Here is an 18,456-nt window from a genome sequence, read left to right on the forward strand (position 1 = left end):
TGAATACCAGATACGCCTCCAACGAGGCATAGGGTTAAGCCCAAGGGCTCCTCATGGGGCCCTTTTGATTGTCGAGGCAATGGCATCGACCGACTCACGGATCAGTGCCGGCCCCTTGTAGATAAAGCCGGTATAGATCTGCACCAGGCTGGCACCAGCAGCAATTTTCTGTTCTGCATGCACACCTTCGGTAATGCCACCTGCTGCAATAATAGGCAACTTACCCTTGAGTTCCGAGGCCAGCACACGCACCGTATGCGTACTTTTTTCGCGCACTGGCGACCCGGAGAGACCACCCGTTTCGGCAGCAAAGGATAGATTCTCTACCCCCTCCCGACTGAGTGTGGTGTTTGTCGCGATGATGGCATCCATACCGGCCTGATGAATGGCATGAGCAACAAGTACAGTCTCCTCATCGGTCATGTCCGGCGCGATCTTGATCGCAATCGGCACTCGTCTGCCATGACGTACAGCCAGGTCTTCCTGGCGGAGCCGAAGTGCCTCAAGAAGCGCCTTGAGCGAATCACCAAACTGCAAACTGCGCAACCCAGGTGTATTGGGTGAACTGACGTTGACCGTTACATAGCTGGCATGTTCGTAGACTTTATCCAGGCACAGCAGATAGTCATCGGCGGCACGCTCTACAGGCGTATCAGCATTTTTACCGATGTTAATTCCCAAAACACCTTTGTACCTGGCCATCTTGACCCGCTGGATCAAATGATCAACGCCCAGATTGTTGAATCCCATGCGATTGATGATGGCCTCAGCCTGAGGAATACGGAACAAGCGTGGTCGAGGATTACCCGGCTGTGGCCGAGGCGTTACTGTACCCACTTCGATAAAACCGAATCCCAGCTGCGAAAAACCATCAATGGCAGCCCCATTTTTATCTAATCCAGCAGCAAGCCCTACTGGATTGGCGAACTCCAAACCCATAACCGTAACGGGAAGCGAAGGTTGGCGATGGAACATGCCATTGAGACCTAGCCTGCCGCCAGCGCCGATCAGATCGAGCGTCAGGTCATGAGACGTTTCTGGAGAAAGCTTGAACAGTAGGTTACGAACCGTGGAGTACATGGGCAATAGCTGTTCGAATAGAAGGACTCGGCATTATACAGCTCAACCCGGCACGAGTCTCGCCGCGCCAGCACTTGTAACAAACCATATGGCGCTTTTGTAATTGCAAAGCAGTTATCAGTAAAGAACTGAACAAGTTATAAAATGTCAGAATAAAAAGAGTATTTTTCAAAACCTGCTCTTATTTACCCAAATGCTTTTCAAGTGATGCACGACTTCCTCGGATAAGTCCAACCGTTGGGAAGAAAAACGCGCGGACTTTCCTGCACATGCCATAGTTATTTGTCACTGTAATCAGTGAATCTTTATAGGTTGACAGGGTCCGATAGCCGACCTTTAGTGACCAGGTCGTTGGAATGCTAATGGAGTGCCAGTGAATTGCCCCACGGAGGGAAGATGAGCCAGCGGAAAGCGCTAAGCCTCAGCGCTCGTTTCATGGCGCTCACCCAGCGTTTAAGGCTTGGCCAATCGGCCAGCCGAGTATTGCATCGTGCCAGTCGGCTGAATTTAAAATTTCAGCCATTACCTGAAGACATAGAAAGCATCTGGTGGGACGAAGGTCTTCCGCTTTATCAGTTGATTTCCCTGTCCCGCGGGGCGCTTTCAGGCCCGGTTCAAGAAGACAAGGCACCGGCTTATGAGCTTCTCAGTCAGCTCATCAAACCCCACCAAATCAATTATTCCAGCTTTGACCTGCGCTGGATCAATGGCGTCTATACGCGTCACCCTGCCGTGAGTACGCTAGCTGCAAGCAGCTTCGAGGAACTTGCAGCGACGCCCTACTGCCGTCGCCATGTTCGCATCATCAGTTACCGCGATTTTGAGACCACCTTAGGTCAGGCCTTATCAGGGAGCCGCTTTTCGCTACAGCTTCGTGAGGCCAGCTGGCGTGGGTCACGCCTATTTTGGCATGGCGATGAACAACAGGTGTGTGCTTTTGCAGGCGCCGTGGCCTATGCACGCTTGAGGGGTCTTGAATACTTATTGCCGGCCGAACTGACAACTTACCAGCTTGATCCTGCTGCGATAGAAGCTCTTGGCGAAGCCTTTCACGTACTGGCCGTACCCTCCGAGAGTTGGAACGAGCGGGGCTTTGTGAAGCTTCTGATTGATAATGCTATTCCCTATGCACGGCTCACCTTGCCCGGCCATCCCGAGCAATTGGAGTGGCTGTTGCTGCCGCGCCAGGCACCTCTTAGTGATGCTCTTGGCCAGGGGCTCAAGCTTGCCGGCGCTCCTGACCTTCTCGTTCGATTGCGCCAGATTGGAGCGGCTCCTGGGGAAAAGAAGCCCGAAGAGCCCTTATCGCCTGATGAATCAGGCGATGCTTGAGGCCACCGGCTGAAAACGCTGTCCTGCCTGTAGAAACAGCCCAAAGGCCTGAGACTGACCCTTGAAAAGATCGTCCTCTTTCCACTCTGCTGCCCGACGCTCTAACTCTGCCAAAAAAGCAGGCCATCCAGCCTGACCCGGCTGAGGGGCATGGTTCAGGTAGTGTGTTGCCGCCCGAACCAAGGGCTCGTCACTACCAGCCACATGGCGGGAAATCATTTTGGCACCGAGCCGCGAACCCTCAAGCACATAGGCGTAACCCCAAAGCGTTGCCTCATTGGTGCAGGTCTGCAAGGCTTCGTAAGCAGGTATAGCGACGCCCAGGACAGCAAGATCTTCAGCCAATGCAAACCGGCGTCGACGCTGATTCCACTCAGGCATCATGGCTTCAATGCCTGAAGCCTCAAGCATCTCCTCCATAGGAAACAAAGCCCATGCATGGGCCACTAGAAAGGCGCTATAACCTTCCAGATCAGTTAATCGGTAAGACGAAAACAGGGCATCCACCTGCTGATGTAATTCACCACCAGCCTGCCGTAGACGCTCACGAATAGAAGGGTTAGTCATGGCTGTTGTACTACTTTCAAAGGATTGGAGCCCTGCAAGGCAGAAAGAACCTTGTTTGCCAGATCATTCTCTCGGAAAGGCTTGGGTATGATGAAGTACTCCTGCTCGTCCAGCTCGCCTAACTCGGCGTATCCCGTGATGAACACTACAGGAAGATCAGGCTGACGCTGGCGCAACGTCCGGGCAAGCTCCGCACCATTCATACCTGGCATGGCAAAATCAGCCAGCAGCAAGTCAATTTTGGCCGTCCGCTCTATGACAGCCAATGCAGCAAAGCCATTCTGCGCTTCGATAGTGTTATACCCCAGCTCTTGAAGCAGTGTTGCAGTCACTTCACGCACAGCATTGTCATCATCCACCAACAAGATCGTACGCTTGGGGCCATTCATCCGGTTTTCGGAATCTGCCTGGACCTCTGCGGCGGCCTCATCCTGCTCTACTTCCGCGCGAGGGAGAAACACCATGACTGTAGTGCCTACGCCCATTTCGGTTTCAATTCGAACCCCACCGCCAGACTGCTTGGCAAAACCAAACACCTGCGCAAGACCCAAGCCGGACCCCTTACCTACTTCCTTGGTTGTAAAGAATGGCTCGAATGCCTTGGCCAGTACCTCATCCGTCATGCCGGTACCTGAATCCTTGACGGACAGCATGACGTAATCACCGGGTTCGGGCTCTTCTGGTCGAGATGGTGCGGTCGTAATTGTTTGATTGGCAGTTTTCAGATGCAAGGCGCCACCTACGCTCATAGCATCCCGCGCATTGATCGCAAGGTTCAGGATAATCAGCTCAATCTGGGTCGGGTCGACCAACGCATGCTGGAGTCCCGGCTCCAGGGAAGTCTCGATCCAGACACTGCCGCCCATGGTGCTCTGCAGCAACGCCAGCATACTGTTGACCGTCTCATTCAACTCGACGGGCTTGGGTGCAAGGCGTTGGCGCCGTGAGAAGGCCAGTAACTGGCCAATCAGTTTGGCGCCTCGCTCTCCTGCTTCGCGGACGTTCTGCAGGCGAGACGGCAGCTTGTCCAGGGTGCCTTTTTCCAGATCGCGACCCATGAACGCGGCGCTGCTGAGAATAACGGTCAGCAGATTGTTGAAGTCATGCGCAACACCAGCCGTGAGTTGGCCTACAGCTTCTAGGCGCTGCATTTGCTGCAGTGTCGCCTCTACCCGCTCCCGCTCATTGATCTGCTCACGCAACTGTCGATTGGCGGTAGCCAGCTCTTCCATCGCGTCAACTTCGGCGGTGATGTCGCGGCCTGAGCCATACATCTTTCCGTTTTCAGGTACAGCCGTCCAGGAAATCCAGCGGTAGCTGCCATCCCGGTGCTGGATACGATTAACGAACCGATTGGTTATCCGTCCGTTGCGAACACTATTGAGTTCGGCCTGAGTGATGCTGCGATCATCACTGTGTACCAACTCAATAAAGGGTCTATCAATCAGGGCCTGACGATCCCAGCCAAGCGTTTCAGCCCAGGCAGGATTCAGTGCCAGCAGCCGACCATGTGGCCCCGTCACAATCAACAGATCCCGCGACAGGTCCCAGGTACGGTCACGCTCACGCGTACGCTCCTGCACGCGCTCGCCCAATAAGGTATTGAGCTGTTCCAGCGCCTCAGTAGCCCGCTTTTGCTGGGTGATGTCCATCATCACTCCTAGCAGACGGGTACAGATGCCGTCTTCGAAAAAGGCCTTGCCTCTCGCCTCAATCCAGCGCTGACCGCCAGCAGGAAGGGAGATTCGATATTCTGCGTGGTATTCCTGATCATTGCTGTGCTCAGTGGCACGACGCACCGCATTAAACATCTTTTGGACTTCGTCTGGATGCCCCAGACGAGCAAAGAGCTCCAGATCGACCTGCGCCTCTGGCGGTAGGTCGAACATTGCTTTGCAGCGTTCGTCCCACAACAGGCTATTCGTCTCGGGTTGAAGCTCCCACATACCCAAACGCGCCGCATCAATTGCCAGTCGAGAGCGCACCTCAAGCGTTTGCAATGCCTCTTCGGCCTTGCGGCGCTCTCGTCGCTCATGCACAACGGTCAACGCACGCTCTACCGAGGTAGAAAGCAGCTCCAGACTCTGCTTGAGAACATAGTCATTAGCGCCCAGGCGCATCATTTCTACTGCGTGCGCCTCACCAAAAATACCGGAAACAAAGATGAATGGCGTATCGGGAGCAGCCAGACGCGCCATCTTTAGCGCCTCGGCTCCGGAGAAGCCAGGCAGAATAATATCCGAAAGAATAATATCGAACGGCTGACTACACAGCGCTTCATCAAGCCTTGCTCGGTCATACACCACCGTTGGCTCAAGATTGAAGCCATTACGCTCTAGCTCGATAAGGATCAGCTCAACATCAAGCTTGCTATCCTCTACCAATAAAATCTTGATACGTTTCGGTAAGGGCATATTGCTTCGCCAAGCAGGTTCCACAGGCATAGAACGTAGGATGAAGCCGCTAGCATCATCTGCAGTATAAGATTTGATAAAGACCTCTCTATGACCCGGGACGGCGAGTGAGACGGAACGAGCCTGGCGGTGGCTCGTTGAGCACAGCCCAAAAGACGCCCAGGTCGCTAATGGCCGCTACAAAGTCGCGAAACTCGACAGGTTTTACCACATACGCATTAACGCCAAGTTGGTAGGCACGTTCAAGATCAGGCTCCTCCCGGGAAGACGTCAGCATCACGACCGGTATGCTACGCAGCTCAGAGGTGGCACGTACTTCCTTGAGCACTTCAAGACCATCAACTTTTGGCAGCTTGAGATCCAGCAGCATAACGGCGGGATTACCCTCGGGGCGCTCGGCATAGCTGCCACGACGCTTAAGATAATCTAATGCCTCGGCACCATCACGCAGGACGATCACCTCGTTGGCTAACTGGCTTCGCTCAAGCGCAACCAGCGTCAGCTCAAGATCGTGCGGATTATCTTCAATCAGAACAATCGGCTTAAGCATGGGAGGAATCTCAACGTTTCTGTGTGGAAAGGGGGCGTTGTTTTGGTAAAGCAAAGTAGAACGTGGCACCTGTACCCAGCTCTCCCTCAGCCCAAACCCTGCCATCGTGGCGTTCTATGATACGGCGTACGGTTGCAAGACCAATACCGATACCTTCGAACTCGTCCATATGATGCAGCCGCTGAAAAACACCAAACAGCTTGCCGACATAGTCCATGTTAAACCCAACTCCGTTATCCCTGACATGGAAGATATCTTCTTTGTCAGTGGAACTGGCGCCGATCTCAATAACTGCCTGCTCACGGTTACGTGTGTATTTGATAGCGTTGGAGATCAAGTTGCGAAGCGCCAGATGAACAAAAGCCGCATCAGCAATGACCATGGGCAATGCCCCAATCTTCCATTCGATTTTTCGCCCAGCAAAGTCAGGCGCCATTTCCTGGCGAATTGCCTCGATCAAGGCCGCGACGTTTACATCGGAATACCGGATGGCTGCCCGCCCCATCTGGGAAAAGCTCAGCAGGTTATCAACCAGTGTTCCAGCAAAACGTGCTGAAACGCCGATGTTTTCCAGGAACCGAGCTCCACGATCAGAAAGCTTGTCACCTTCGAAATCATTCAGCAGTTCCGCATAACCTGCAATATGCCGTAGAGGTGCCCGCAGGTCATGTGAAACGCTGTAAGAGAAGGCTTCAAGCTCCTTATTGGTTCGCTTGAGCTCCTCTGCCAGTTCAGCCAGCTCTTCAGCCTTGCGCAAGACGATACCGCGAACGGCATTGCGCAGCTCAATGCTACTTTCGACTTCTAAGGGGTCCCAGGGCAGCGAAAAGCCCCGAACAGTTTCCTGCCACGTATTAAAGCTCAGGCGAGGGTTAAGTCTACCGTCGTCCTGTACAGCTTTATGCGGCGGCCCAGCCCAATTGACGACCTGAATCTGCTCGGGCCGGAACCATATCAAATAATGGGAATGAAGCTCGGAAATCGGCACCGCCAAGAGGCCGCCTACATAATCACTCAATTCCAGTTCAGGAATATCACGTGATACGTTGTTGGTGTGAAAATCATCCTCAGCGTGAGTTGAAAGCCACATCACCAATGATTCAACCACCGAGCGTGGTGGTGTGTGACCGATCAGATCGCAGCGCTCGGCCGAGACGATGGCGCCTCCCATCGCGCCGGCAAACTGAAGAAATACCTCCGGCACCTCAGCAATGCCTTCAATAACACTGTCACGGTCAGCCATAACGGCCAACAACTGGACGATCATCTGCCGCAGTAATAGGCGTCTATCGGCCAGCTCATGGGACTCTGCCGACTCGATCTGCAAGGACAACATGCGGCCGAGCAGCTCGCAGCCGGTGCGCTTTTGAAAGCTGACCGCCTTGGGTTCGGCATCGTGACAGGAAATAAGCCCCCAGAGCTTGTTATCCACCAGAATGGAAATGGACATTGATGCCTGTGTACCCATGTTGCGCATGTATTGGATATGCACAGGCGACACACTACGGAGCATCGCAAAGCTAAGGTCCAGCGGACGCCCCGTCTCAGGGTTGATCGAAGGCTCGATGGCTGACGGCTTGTAATACGCATCCTGGATGACACGGATACGATTCTCACGGTAGAGCCGGCGCGCCTGAGCGGGAATATCTGACTCAGGGAAGAAATGTCCCAGGTAACGGTCGTAGCCCTCGTCAGCCTCTTCGGCAATGACCTGGCCATGCCCGTCGTGATCAAAGCGATAAGCCAATACACGACCGAACTGAGTAATCCTTTTGACTTCCCTGACCGCCAGCAAGCACAGCGCCTCAATGGAGTCTGCATGCCGCAGTTGCTCTACAAAGGTACGTACCAGGGGATACATGGTCGTATAGGCCATTGCCGCGGTGCCGGCCGCCTCGAATTCAGCGATTAACACACCATTGAATCGATGCACGAACATGGCGAACGGATAGGTGCTACCAGCAAGGTGCAACGCCACATCGCCCAAGTAGAAAGGGTTATGGTCTTCCAGGGCCAGTTCTTTCAGTCGCTCAGAGAAATCTGTTTCAGGCAGGAAATCACTCAGGCATCGCCCTAACAGGTCAGCGGGGGGGGTATTCAGGTAGTCCTGCACATTTTGGCTCACCTGAGTAATCGTCAGAGTCGGCTCGCTCAGGGCCAGTAGAAATCCATTTGGTTGAATACTGCCAGGAATGTGTATGGGTTCTTTCGCACATTCCGTCAGCGTACTGGCTGGAAGCGAGGAACTGGGACTATCGGCGAGGGCCAAGCATCCTCTCCTATCGTTACGTATGGATGATTTCTTTGTATACATTGTGCCTGTATAGGTACGTTGTTGTACAAGTATGTTCGTCGGAATGCGTTTTAGAGGCCCACGGCATGCGTACTAGCGCCTTTCTACTGTACATGTCTTGTCAAACAGTGGCAGTAGACTGCGGAACTACTACTTACCTAGGGTAAGTCGAAACGGCTGAATCGTCTCAAGGAGCAAGTCATCCATGTTCGCGCGCCTCGCCCCCGCTTTGCTGCTAGCTACCCTTACCCATTCGGCGTTAGCTGCCGATGCCGCCTATGGTCCTCGTCTGGAGGGCTTCGAGTACGCCTATCCTGTAAGTGAGTTTAAGTTCACGTCTCAAAATCAACGCCTGCAAATGGCATATATTGATGTGAAACCCACTGCCGCACCCAATGGACGCACTGTGGTACTGATGCATGGAAAGAACTTTTGTGCCGGAACTTGGGAAACGACCATCGCCCAGCTGAGCGGGGCCGGTTATCGAGTGGTAGCTCCAGATCAGATCGGCTTTTGCAAATCAACCAAGCCCGAACATTACCAATACACCTTCCAGCAATTGGCTGTGAACACCCACGCGCTTCTAGAGCGCCTGGGTGTAGATAAGGTCACAGTCCTGGGACACTCCACCGGAGGCATGCTGGCTACTCGTTACGCCCTCCTCTATCCCAACCAGGTCGAGCAGCTGGTCATGGTAAATCCCATCGGCCTTGAAGACTGGAAAACCAAAGGCGTGCCTTACCGCAGCGTTGATCAGTGGTACGAGCGAGAGCTGAACACAAGCGCCGAAGGTATCCGCAAATATGAGCAAAATACCTACTATGCCGGCCAATGGAAGCCTGAATATGATCGCTGGGTCGATATGCTGGCGGGTTTGTACCGAGGCGAAGGCAAGCAGGTAGTAGCCTGGAATTCGGCACTGCTCTACGACATGATCTATACCCAACCCGTCGTCTATGAATTTGATCAATTGCGCATGCCAACCCTGCTCATGATAGGCACCAAGGACAACACTGCGATTGGCAAGGATGCAGCCTCACCTGAAGCACAGAAAAAGCTGGGTGACTACACAACCCTAGGCAAGAAAACGGCAGAAACGATTCCTCATGCCACCCTGGTAGAGTTTGATGACATGGGGCACGCCCCCCAGATCCAGGACCCGGAGCGCTTTCACAAGGCGCTGCTTGAAGAGTTGGCCAAACTCAAGTAAGCCAGATAAAAAACCCCGCCAAGGCGGGGTTTTTTATGAGCGGCACTGTTTACATCGTTGAGCTTGAAGCCGAGCCCAGACTGGCCAGATCCATCAGCTCACGCGTTGCAACAGCATACATGGCAAAGTCTTTGCCACTGGCGGCACGCACATCACCAAGCATGCCCCTCCAACGCTCCACCATGGCACGGTTGTGCTCCATCCAGAGCGCCAGACGTGCAGCACTGTCCTCAGGTGCCTCGGGCATCTGCAGAACCGCAATAGTGATAATGCGCTGCTGCGCATCCAGCTCATCGCGGAATGCTTCACGTGCCAGCGCCTGCCAGGCGTTTTCGACCGGCAACTCATTAAGCTGCTGCTGAAACCAGGTCAGATCAAGCGCATTGCCAACCGCGAACCAGGTCGAGGCTACCTGGATAGGATCATGCCCGGTTACATCGGCTGCCTGTATGATTGGCAAGAGCGTATAGATGTGTGTGGTTCCCGCCACAACACGTGCCAGCAGTTCAGGCGTTCCCTGATTGATGTAATGCTGATAACGCGCTTCCCACTGACCACGCGGCTCGCCCTCAAGAAGCTCGTTCAAGCGAACACCCAGCGCGGCAACACGCGGCCCGAAGTGAGCAACGTCTTGCGCGGCATCCAACTCGCCACGACGGCTGCGCAGGAACCAGCGTGTTGCGCGACGTCCCAGACGCATCAGCTCGTCCATCAAGCTCAGCTGAACATCGGCCGGAACCTTGTAGTCCAGCGCCTCGATCTGCCGCCACCAGTGCGGTAGATGCAGGACATCACGCATGACGACGTAAGCTCGCGTGATATCTGCCGCGCTCATGGCGGTCGATTCCTTGAGCCGCTGGATAAAGGTAATGCCCATGTGGTTGATCAGATCATTGGCGATCTGGGTGCTCACGATTTCACGCTTCAGGCGGTGTCGCTGCATCGCCTCGCCGAACTCCTCGGTCAGGCGCTGCGGGAAGGCCGTATGCATGTCGCGGCTGAGGTACTCATCGTCCGGCACACTGGACTTGAGGAGCTGCTCCTTCAAATCGATCTTGCTGTAAGAGATCAGCACCGAAAGCTCGGCGCGAGTCAGGCCTATACCCTGACTGGCACGCTCAGCCAGAATATCGTCGGAAGGGAGGAACTCCAAGGCCCGATCAAGCTTGCCTCGGCTTTCCAGATCCACGATGAGACGCTTGTACTCCATGAGATGCGTGCGTGCACGCCGCTCCGCCAAGGACAGGGCCTGGGTTTGCATGTAGTTATTGTTGACGACCAGCTCACCAACTTCATCGGTCATTTCACCCATCAGCTGGTTACGCTGCTTTAGGGTCATGTCGCCGGAAGACACCACATCGCCCAAGAGGATCTTGATGTTGACCTCATGGTCAGAACAGTCAACGCCGCCAGCGTTATCGATAAAGTCAGTGTTGCATGCCCCACCGTTCAGGCCGTACTCGACACGTGCCAGCTGGCTCATGCCCAGGTTACCGCCCTCACCCAGCACTTTGGCACGCAGTTCGTTGCCATTTACCCGCAGTGCATCGTTGGCCTTGTCCCCAATATCTGCGTGGGATTCGAAGCTGGCCTTCACATAAGTACCGATACCGCCATTCCAGATGAGGTCAACCGGTGCCTTGAGCAAAGCATGAATCAGCTCATTAGGCGTCAGTTGATCGGCCCGGATGTCGAAGCGCTCTTTCATTTGCGGAGTGATATCGATCCGCTTGGCACTGCGCGAGAAGATACCACCGCCTTCGGAGATCAGGCTGGTGTCATAATCCGTCCAGCTGGAACGTGGCAGGTCAAAGAGACGCTGGCGTTCGGCGAAACTGCGAGCCGCATCTGGATTCGGGTCGATAAAGATATGCAGGTGGTTGAACGCTGCAACCAGCTGAAGGCTTTCCGAGCGCAACAGGCCGTTACCGAATACGTCACCGGCCATGTCACCAATCCCCAGCACAGTAACGGGGTCCTTCTGAACATCGATACCCTGCTCGCGGAAATGCCGTTGCACGCTGACCCAGGCACCCCGTGAGGTAATACCCATCTTCTTGTGGTCGTAACCTGCCGAACCACCAGAGGCAAACGCATCACCCAACCAGAAGCCGTATTCTGCAGCGATACCGTTAGCAATATCCGAGAAAGTCGCCGTACCTTTATCTGCTGCCACAACCAGATAAGGATCATCATCGTCCTGGCGCACAACACCTGCTGGCGGAACGATTTCACCCTCTTTGAGGTTGTCGGTGATATCCAGTAATCCAGAAATAAAGATACGGTAGCAGGCAATTGCCTCGGCCAGGATCTCGTCCCGGTTGCCGCCCGCAGGCAGGCGTCGCGGGACGAAACCACCCTTTGCGCCAACTGGCACGATTACAGAGTTCTTGACCTGCTGCGCCTTCACCAGGCCCAGCACCTCGGTACGGTAGTCTTCTTCACGATCCGACCAGCGCAGCCCGCCGCGGGCAACCTTGCCGCCCCGCAGGTGTACGCCTTCTACACGTGGCGAGTAGACGAAAATTTCAAACCGCGGCACCGGCTTGGGCAGCTCGGGAATCGCACGCGGGTTGAACTTGAAGCTGAAATAGCCTTTGGATTGGCCATTTTCATCCGGCTGATAGAAGTTGGTGCGCAGTGTTGCCTTGATGAGATCGAGATAGCGGCGAAGGATACGGTCTTCGTTAAGTACCGCTACATTATCCAGTGCCGCCAGAATGGCCTGTTCCAGACGCTGCTGCTTGTCCTCCAGATCCTCTGGACTCATGCGGCGTGCCAGATAGAAGCGCATACGGAACAGACGCGTCAGCTCGCGAGCAATGTCGACATGGTTGTTCAACGTGCTGGCGATATAGCCCACGTCGAAACCAATGCGAATCTGCTTGAGGTAGCGAGCATACGCACGCAGCAGAGCGACATCACGCCAGGGTAAACCGGCAGTCAACACCAGGCGGTTGAATGAGTCGTTTTCGGCACTGCCGTTGACGATATGGATGAAGGCATCCTGGAAGGTGTCGTTGAGCTGCTGCAGATCCACATTCAGCCCTGCCACCGTAGTGAAGGCAAAATCGTGAATCCAGTATTCGCGCCCATCCTTTTTGCGCAGGTGATAAGGGAATTCACCCAGCACACGCAAACCGAGGTTCTCAAGGATCGGCAACACATCAGACAGAGCAAGCGGTGTGTCAGCATGATAGAGCTTGCAATGCAGGACGTTATCGCCACCGCTATAGCCGAGCGGCTGATAAAAACTCATGATCAGCGGGCGGCTTTCCGACAGGTTTAGCAGGTGCCGCATGTCCACTACAGCCAGATGCGGGGCAAAGCGCTCGCGATAGCCCGCTGGGAAACCTTGAGGGAAGTCAGCCAGTACCGCGGTTCCCTGAGCTTCGCCCAGATTATCAATGATCAGACTAGCGTAATCATCCTTCCAGGAACGGCACGCCTGTACCATTTCTTTTTCGATACGCGAAGGATTGATTTCAGGCTTCTGGCCAGGGTCTATCCGCAGAATGAACTGGACACGAGCGAGGACAGATTCGGAGAAGTACGTCCAGAACTCGCAGTCAGTACCATGCAGACGCTCCATGAGGATTTGCTGCATGCGCTGACGGACTTCTGTGGAATAGATATCACGCGGCACATAGGCCAGGCAGTAATAGAAGCGTCCATAGGGATCGCGACGCAGGAAGACGCGAACTTTGTTGCGCTCCTGAATCTGCACGATGGACATCGCCGTACCGAAGAGGTCGTCTACCGGCGTCTGGAAAAGATCATCGCGGGGTAACGCTTCAAGTACCTGGGCCAGCTCTTTGCCTAAGTGTGCACTGGCCCCAAAGTCGGCACGCCGTCTGACTTCAGCCGACTTGCGTCGAATGAAGGGGATGGTTTCTACGCTCTGGTTATACACATTGGAGGTATACAACCCCATGAAGCGGTGTTCACGGACAACATGCCCCTGCTCATCGCACTGACGAATTGAGACGAAATCCGGATAGGCCGGACGGTGCACCCGGCTTGGCAAGGCAGCCTTAGCAAACGAGAGCAGTAAAGGCTCACGGAAATAGTGCAGCGACTCGGTCTGGATATGAGCATCTTCAGCGGTAAGGCCAGTACGTAGCTGCCGCGAAAGCCCCAGAAGCGATGACTCATCATAGAAGATACGGCCACCCTCGCCTTCGTCCTGGACGGTGAACTCTTCATAGCCCAAAAAGGTAAAGTGGTTGTCGTTAAGCCAGGTCAGGAATGTTTTAACCTCATCCAGCTCGTCTGCTGTCGCATTCGGGCCCGCCATGGTATCCAGCTGACCCAGCAGATCCGACACACGCTGCTTCATGGGATTGAAATCGCTCACGGCCAGACGTACCTCGCCCAGCACCTCCAGCAAGGCAGACTCAAGTGCCTTCATGTCGCTGGCTGAAGCACAGCGATCGATTTCCAGGAAAATGACTGACTCTTGGCTAACACCTTCCCCCTGGGTGCCCTTGGGTAGCACCTCGAGCAGCCGACCTGCGTCATCACGGCGTACGCTCAGTACACTGTTCTGCAGGGTATGCACGCTATACCCAGAGCGATTGATCTGCATGCGGACCGAATCGACCAGGAAAGGAATATCGGCATGCAGGACCTCTACCGCCGTATGAGCTGATTGCCAACCATGTCGCTCGTACTCGGGATTGAATACATTGACCTGTGGCTGAACTGGATTGAAACGCTCTAACAGGCGCCAGGCCGAGAGTACACAACCAACAAGGTCCGAGAGCCGGCGCTGGGTCAGTTCTTCCAACGCGACGATTCCAAAGAATTGGTCAGCGAAGGGGGTCAGCCTGGCGAGCGTTGGCTCGTCGACATGCTGAGCGAGAGCAAGGTGTAGCTGGTGTTGAAAGTCCGCTTTGCTGGCAGCGGTAAAAAACGCCATGGTTGTACTCCATCTGGGCTTTATTCGTTTTTTGCACGCCTGGTGCCTACATACAAGGACGAGGACCCAGGGTGTTCAGCGCGAGTTCAACTTTATTGCAACTAAAGTCTCTGACTTTTTGGCAGCAGCGACTTCAGCCAGGCAAAAGCTTAAAACGAAGCTGGCACCAGTGCATTCGGCGCCGCGACATCTTCGTTCATGCCTGTTGCAAACGGCGTTTAAAAGAGGCTAGCGCAGCGGCAAGCGCTGCGCCAGAAAGAGCTATTTCGAGGAGGGAGTCTGGATCGCTGGAGCAACACCGGTTGTGTTGTTCAAAAGACTGTCTGTTGCGGTTTGCAGGAAAGCATCCAGCTTGTGCTGCATGGCAGATGCTTTATCTGCATCATTAACCACTTCCGCGTGATGGGTAGCGCCCAACTCGTATCGATACAGGCGTGCATCCAGGTCTTTTGGCTTTACCAGAATATTGTCGCCCGACACGATAGCCACGGTCTGCTCTCCCCCTGACGGCTTGATAACCGCAACGCCAGGATCACCTGCCGGCAGGTCTAGCAAATCTCGCCCCCAACACTGATGGCGGGCCGGTTCGCCCAAGCGCCCTAGAATGGTAGGCACGATATCGATCTGGCTACCAATCGTATCGCGGCGGCTGCCAAAGGTTTCCTGCACACCGGGGCCAATCAACAAAAGCGGCACATTGAAACGGAACAGATCCATTTCAGTGAGCTGCTCCGGCGCTCCAAAACCGTGATCGCCAACAACGATGAACAAAGTATCCTTGAAATAGGGCTGCTTGCGTGCTTCAGCAAAGAACTGACCCAGCGACCAATCGGCGTAGCGCATTGCCGTCAGATGTTCGTCCAGAGAGCCGTGTCCTGTCACGCGCTCAATCGGCAAATCCTTGGGTAGCGCATAAGGCGTATGATTAGAAAGGGTCTGCAGCAAGGCATAGAACGGCTTACCCTGCTTTTCGAGCTTGCTAAGCTCCTCTGCCGAGCGGGCAAACATATCCTGATCAGAGACGCCCCACGTCGGATCGATAAAGACCGGATTCACGAAGTCGTCACGCCCTACAAACGAGGTCATGCCCTGGTTGCTGAAAAAGCCTGATTGATTATCCCAGGCAAAACTTCCGTTATAGACATACACATCATTATAGCCGCGCGGGCTAAGCATCTGCGGCAGCCCCGAGAACTTGTTGCTACCCTCCGGCATTCGCATGAGGTATTCGAAGGCAGGCAGGTTCGGGAAGCAGGCCATGGTGGCAAACATGCCTTGGTGGGTATGAGTGCCATTGGAGAAGAAACGGGTAAACAGTAGCCCATCTTTGCTCAATGCATCGAAGTTGGGCGTAATGTTATCTGTACTGCCCATGGCGCCAATGTAGCGCCCTGCCATGCTTTCCATCAGGATGACTACAACATTGCGTACGCCTGGCAGCCTGGTTTCAGGCGCAGGCGTGTATACGCGTCGAACAGCCGCCGTATCGGCATCAACGAGCTGGTCGCGTGGCGTAAGCAACATGCTGCGTACGGTTTTGAGCGCCTCATCCTCAGGCAGAGTTGCCTTCCAGGTATTGTCCCGATGGTCAGAGAACGTGTGCTCTGCGGCATTGATGAGCGTCAGCGTACCGTTGAGCCCCAGATGATTGGCGAACATGGACTCCGTTGTATAGGCGTCGCCCCAACGCAATGGCGGACCGTGGCGCAGTGTGCCGCGGACGGCAACCACAGCAACCAGCAGGCAGACCACAAACACTGCACCTCGTGTATACCAGGCTGGCGGTGCAATCCTCTGTGCTTCGGTATGGCTGGATACAGTAGCTTTGGGCCGCGTCGCACGTTCGATGCGATAAAACATCCATCCAAGTAACAGAGCCGCTGCCAGCCAGGCCAGCAGGAGACGGACAACAGGAAAGCCGTACCAGATCATGCTGAATACAGTCTTGAGATCTTCCTGCATGTATTGGAACACGAGGCCGTTAAGACGCTGGTGGAACTCTCGATAGAAGTTTAGCTCCACTACGCCTAGAAATAGGCAAAGGCTTGCGGCTACTGTGAGCCAGAGACAATGCAACCGGCGAGCTGCCATTGCCCGCACACTGAGCAGAGAAAGCAATAGCGGAACACAGATGTACGCAATGAGGCGTAGATCAAAGCGAGCGCCATTGATAAAGGCCTCGATGAACTCGCTGACGGGCGTAGCACCAATGGACTCATGATTATAAGCCAGCAAGGCCAGCCGCAGCAGTGCAAACATGACCAGCAAGGCCAGCGCACTACCCAATGTAAAGGCCAGATGGCTGCTGATAGTTGGCTGTATGGGCCTGCGCCCGAAATTAGCGGATCGTTTGGCGTCCGTTTGTTGCATTGTTTAAGCGCCTTCTTTGGAGCGTTGGAGTTTCAGGATGCGGTTGCGCCCCTGCTCGGATAGCAAAAGCCGCCATCAGGTAATGGCAGTGAGGTCTGGGCGGAACGAAGATGACTCAGGATGATGTGATTCTTTCCCTGCCTGTCCAGCAGCGGCCGGGCCATGAGCGTGGCGTCTTCCGTGAGCCATAGGTCTTCCGTAGTACACAACATGAAACCAGGCGCATTTAAACCGTTCAGCACTATAGGGTTCTGGCCGTCCGGTTGCCATGTGTGGATTTCGCCCTTCGATGTATGGAGTACATGTACCGTCAGGAGACAAAGTCAAAATTTTTCCCTTTCCGGCTCGAAACGCCTCTGTCACATACAACGTACCCCTGTCGCCTTTTATCTGTGCGCTGACATTGGGAGCGTCCGAGCGATAGACCAAATAGTCCCAACCGCTGGCGCCCTTTACAGAATAAAAGTGTCGCCAAAGCGGAGCGCAGGCAACTGCAACCAGCACAACGGCTGTAACAAAAGCCAACTTTCCGGCGAGCTTGTTCAGCGCCATTAACACGCAGCCCTTTCAAAAAAGGCGTAAGAATGCCGGATCAGGAATCAAAATTTCGTTAAAAATACCGCCTGCAGCCTTTGCAAGACCACTGATCTTCCGTGTACTAGCCAAACGCCGGTAGAGGTTAGGTGTAGTACATGGGAATGGATTAAAGTAACGCCCTGCCGAGGCTTTCATCCTTGCCCTTTTCCAGGAAGTATTAATGGAACACCGTGAAGCGCTGATCTCGCTACGTAACTACCTGTCCAGCCAGATTCTGGGCCAGGAGAAGCTTATCGAGCGTTTGTTGATCGCACTGCTTGCCGATGGCCATCTCCTTGTAGAGGGCGCGCCTGGACTTGCGAAAACCAAGGCCATCAAGGATCTCGCCGAAGGCCTCGAAGCTGATTTTCATCGTATCCAGTTCACGCCCGATCTACTGCCGGCTGACATTACCGGTACAGAGATCTATCGAGCCGACAGCGGCAATTTCGAGTTTCAGCGAGGCCCCATCTTCCACCACCTTGTCCTGGCAGATGAGATCAACCGGGCGCCAGCCAAGGTACAATCCGCTCTGCTGGAAGCCATGGCGGAGCGCCAGGTCAGCATTGGACGCACTACCTACGATCTACCACCGCTGTTTCTGGTCATGGCTACGCAAAATCCTATCGAGCAGGAAGGAACCTACCCACTGCCAGAGGCCCAGCTTGACCGCTTCCTCATGCATGTAAAGATTGGCTATCCGGACGCCAGCGTTGAGCGACGGATTCTGGCGCAGGCCCGCGGCGAAGCACTGAACGGGGAAACAAAGGCCCCCAGCCAAGTGACTCAAGAGGCTATTTTCACCGCCAGACGGGAAGTCGTCTCGCTGTATATGGCCGATGCGGTCGAGGAATATCTTGTCCAGCTCATCATGGCAACACGCACGCCTGCACGCTTCGACGCCGAACTTGCACAGTGGCTCACGTATGGCTCGAGTCCACGTGGCTCCATAGCACTGGATCGCTGCGCACGCGCACATGCCTGGCTTGCAGGGCGGGACTTCGTCAGTCCCGAGGATATTCAAGCGGTACTGTTCGATGTGCTGCGCCATCGCATCATCCTGTCTTTTGAGGCTGAAGCAGCCGGAGTCGACCATGACCGCGTCGTGCAACGTATCCTTGATGTTGTAGCAGTTGCGTAACG

Annotated in this window: 10 protein-coding genes; 3 read left to right on the forward strand and 7 right to left on the reverse strand. The window is 54.6% G+C overall.

The annotated features are described in order from the left end of the window. Positions 1-51: 51 nt before the first annotated feature. On the reverse strand, positions 52-1,080 hold the full coding sequence (locus tag IEX86_RS06155; protein ID WP_188865234.1) for a quinone-dependent dihydroorotate dehydrogenase: 1,029 nt from the start codon (positions 1,078-1,080) through the stop codon (positions 52-54). A 396-nt stretch (positions 1,081-1,476) separates the two neighbouring features. Here IEX86_RS06155 and IEX86_RS06160 point away from each other — a divergent pair, with 396 nt between their 5' ends. Continuing rightward, positions 1,477-2,412, forward strand: a complete 936-nt coding sequence (locus IEX86_RS06160; RefSeq protein ID WP_188865235.1) for a DUF6685 family protein — start codon at positions 1,477-1,479, stop codon at positions 2,410-2,412. On the opposite strand, the gene IEX86_RS06165 is transcribed toward IEX86_RS06160, so the two are convergent. The 4 genes from IEX86_RS06165 to IEX86_RS06180 all read right to left on the reverse strand — a co-directional run bounded on the left by IEX86_RS06165 (position 2,398) and on the right by IEX86_RS06180 (position 8,212). Further along, complete coding sequence (locus IEX86_RS06165) at positions 2,398-2,979, reverse strand: biliverdin-producing heme oxygenase (RefSeq protein WP_188865236.1); 582 nt, start codon at positions 2,977-2,979, stop codon at positions 2,398-2,400. The genes IEX86_RS06160 and IEX86_RS06165 overlap by 15 nt on opposite strands. Next, positions 2,976-5,393 carry a response regulator gene (locus tag IEX86_RS06170; protein ID WP_188865237.1) on the reverse strand — a complete coding sequence of 806 codons (2,418 nt, stop codon included), beginning with the start codon at positions 5,391-5,393 and terminating at the stop codon, positions 2,976-2,978. Before IEX86_RS06170 ends, IEX86_RS06165 begins: the two co-directional genes overlap by 4 nt. An 88-nt stretch (positions 5,394-5,481) precedes the next feature. Continuing rightward, positions 5,482-5,943, reverse strand: a complete 462-nt coding sequence (locus tag IEX86_RS06175; protein WP_188865238.1) for a response regulator — start codon at positions 5,941-5,943, stop codon at positions 5,482-5,484. Between the two features lie 10 nt (positions 5,944-5,953). Continuing rightward, positions 5,954-8,212, reverse strand: a complete 2,259-nt coding sequence (locus IEX86_RS06180) for an ATP-binding protein (RefSeq protein ID WP_188865239.1) — start codon at positions 8,210-8,212, stop codon at positions 5,954-5,956. Positions 8,213-8,441: 229 nt separating this feature from the next. Between IEX86_RS06180 and IEX86_RS06185 the strand changes: the two genes are divergently transcribed. Then, positions 8,442-9,446: an alpha/beta fold hydrolase gene (locus IEX86_RS06185; RefSeq protein WP_188865240.1), complete on the forward strand. Its 1,005-nt coding sequence runs from the start codon at positions 8,442-8,444 to the stop codon at positions 9,444-9,446. A 49-nt stretch (positions 9,447-9,495) separates the two neighbouring features. On the opposite strand, the gene IEX86_RS06190 is transcribed toward IEX86_RS06185, so the two are convergent. Next, on the reverse strand, positions 9,496-14,367 hold the full coding sequence (locus tag IEX86_RS06190; RefSeq protein ID WP_188865241.1) for an NAD-glutamate dehydrogenase: 4,872 nt from the start codon (positions 14,365-14,367) through the stop codon (positions 9,496-9,498). 261 nt (positions 14,368-14,628) lie between these two features. After that, the gene (locus tag IEX86_RS06195; protein ID WP_188865242.1) at positions 14,629-16,737 is read right to left on the reverse strand and encodes an LTA synthase family protein; all 2,109 of its coding nucleotides are present in this window, start codon (positions 16,735-16,737) and stop codon (positions 14,629-14,631) included. 757 nt (positions 16,738-17,494) lie between these two features. On the opposite strand from IEX86_RS06195, the gene IEX86_RS06200 reads away from it, so the two are divergent. Next, on the forward strand, positions 17,495-18,454 hold the full coding sequence (locus IEX86_RS06200; RefSeq protein WP_188865243.1) for an AAA family ATPase: 960 nt from the start codon (positions 17,495-17,497) through the stop codon (positions 18,452-18,454). The last annotated feature ends 2 nt before the right edge of the window (positions 18,455-18,456 follow it).

Source organism: Pseudomonas asuensis (genome assembly GCF_014646755.1).
Lineage (GTDB): Bacteria > Pseudomonadota > Gammaproteobacteria > Pseudomonadales > Pseudomonadaceae > Chryseomonas > Chryseomonas asuensis.

What these genes read in the sequence shown, in the direction of transcription:
- IEX86_RS06155 (WP_188865234.1), bottom strand. Translation starts at nt 1,080, where the DNA reads ATGTACTCCACGGTTCGTAACCTACTGTTCAAGCTTTCTCCAGAAACG.
- IEX86_RS06160 (WP_188865235.1), top strand. Translation starts at nt 1,477, where the DNA reads ATGAGCCAGCGGAAAGCGCTAAGCCTCAGCGCTCGTTTCATGGCGCTC.
- IEX86_RS06165 (WP_188865236.1), bottom strand. Translation starts at nt 2,979, where the DNA reads ATGACTAACCCTTCTATTCGTGAGCGTCTACGGCAGGCTGGTGGTGAA.
- IEX86_RS06170 (WP_188865237.1), bottom strand. Translation starts at nt 5,393, where the DNA reads ATGCCCTTACCGAAACGTATCAAGATTTTATTGGTAGAGGATAGCAAG.
- IEX86_RS06175 (WP_188865238.1), bottom strand. Translation starts at nt 5,943, where the DNA reads ATGCTTAAGCCGATTGTTCTGATTGAAGATAATCCGCACGATCTTGAG.
- IEX86_RS06185 (WP_188865240.1), top strand. Translation starts at nt 8,442, where the DNA reads ATGTTCGCGCGCCTCGCCCCCGCTTTGCTGCTAGCTACCCTTACCCAT.
- IEX86_RS06190 (WP_188865241.1), bottom strand. Translation starts at nt 14,367, where the DNA reads ATGGCGTTTTTTACCGCTGCCAGCAAAGCGGACTTTCAACACCAGCTA.
- IEX86_RS06195 (WP_188865242.1), bottom strand. Translation starts at nt 16,737, where the DNA reads ATGCAACAAACGGACGCCAAACGATCCGCTAATTTCGGGCGCAGGCCC.
- IEX86_RS06200 (WP_188865243.1), top strand. Translation starts at nt 17,495, where the DNA reads ATGGAACACCGTGAAGCGCTGATCTCGCTACGTAACTACCTGTCCAGC.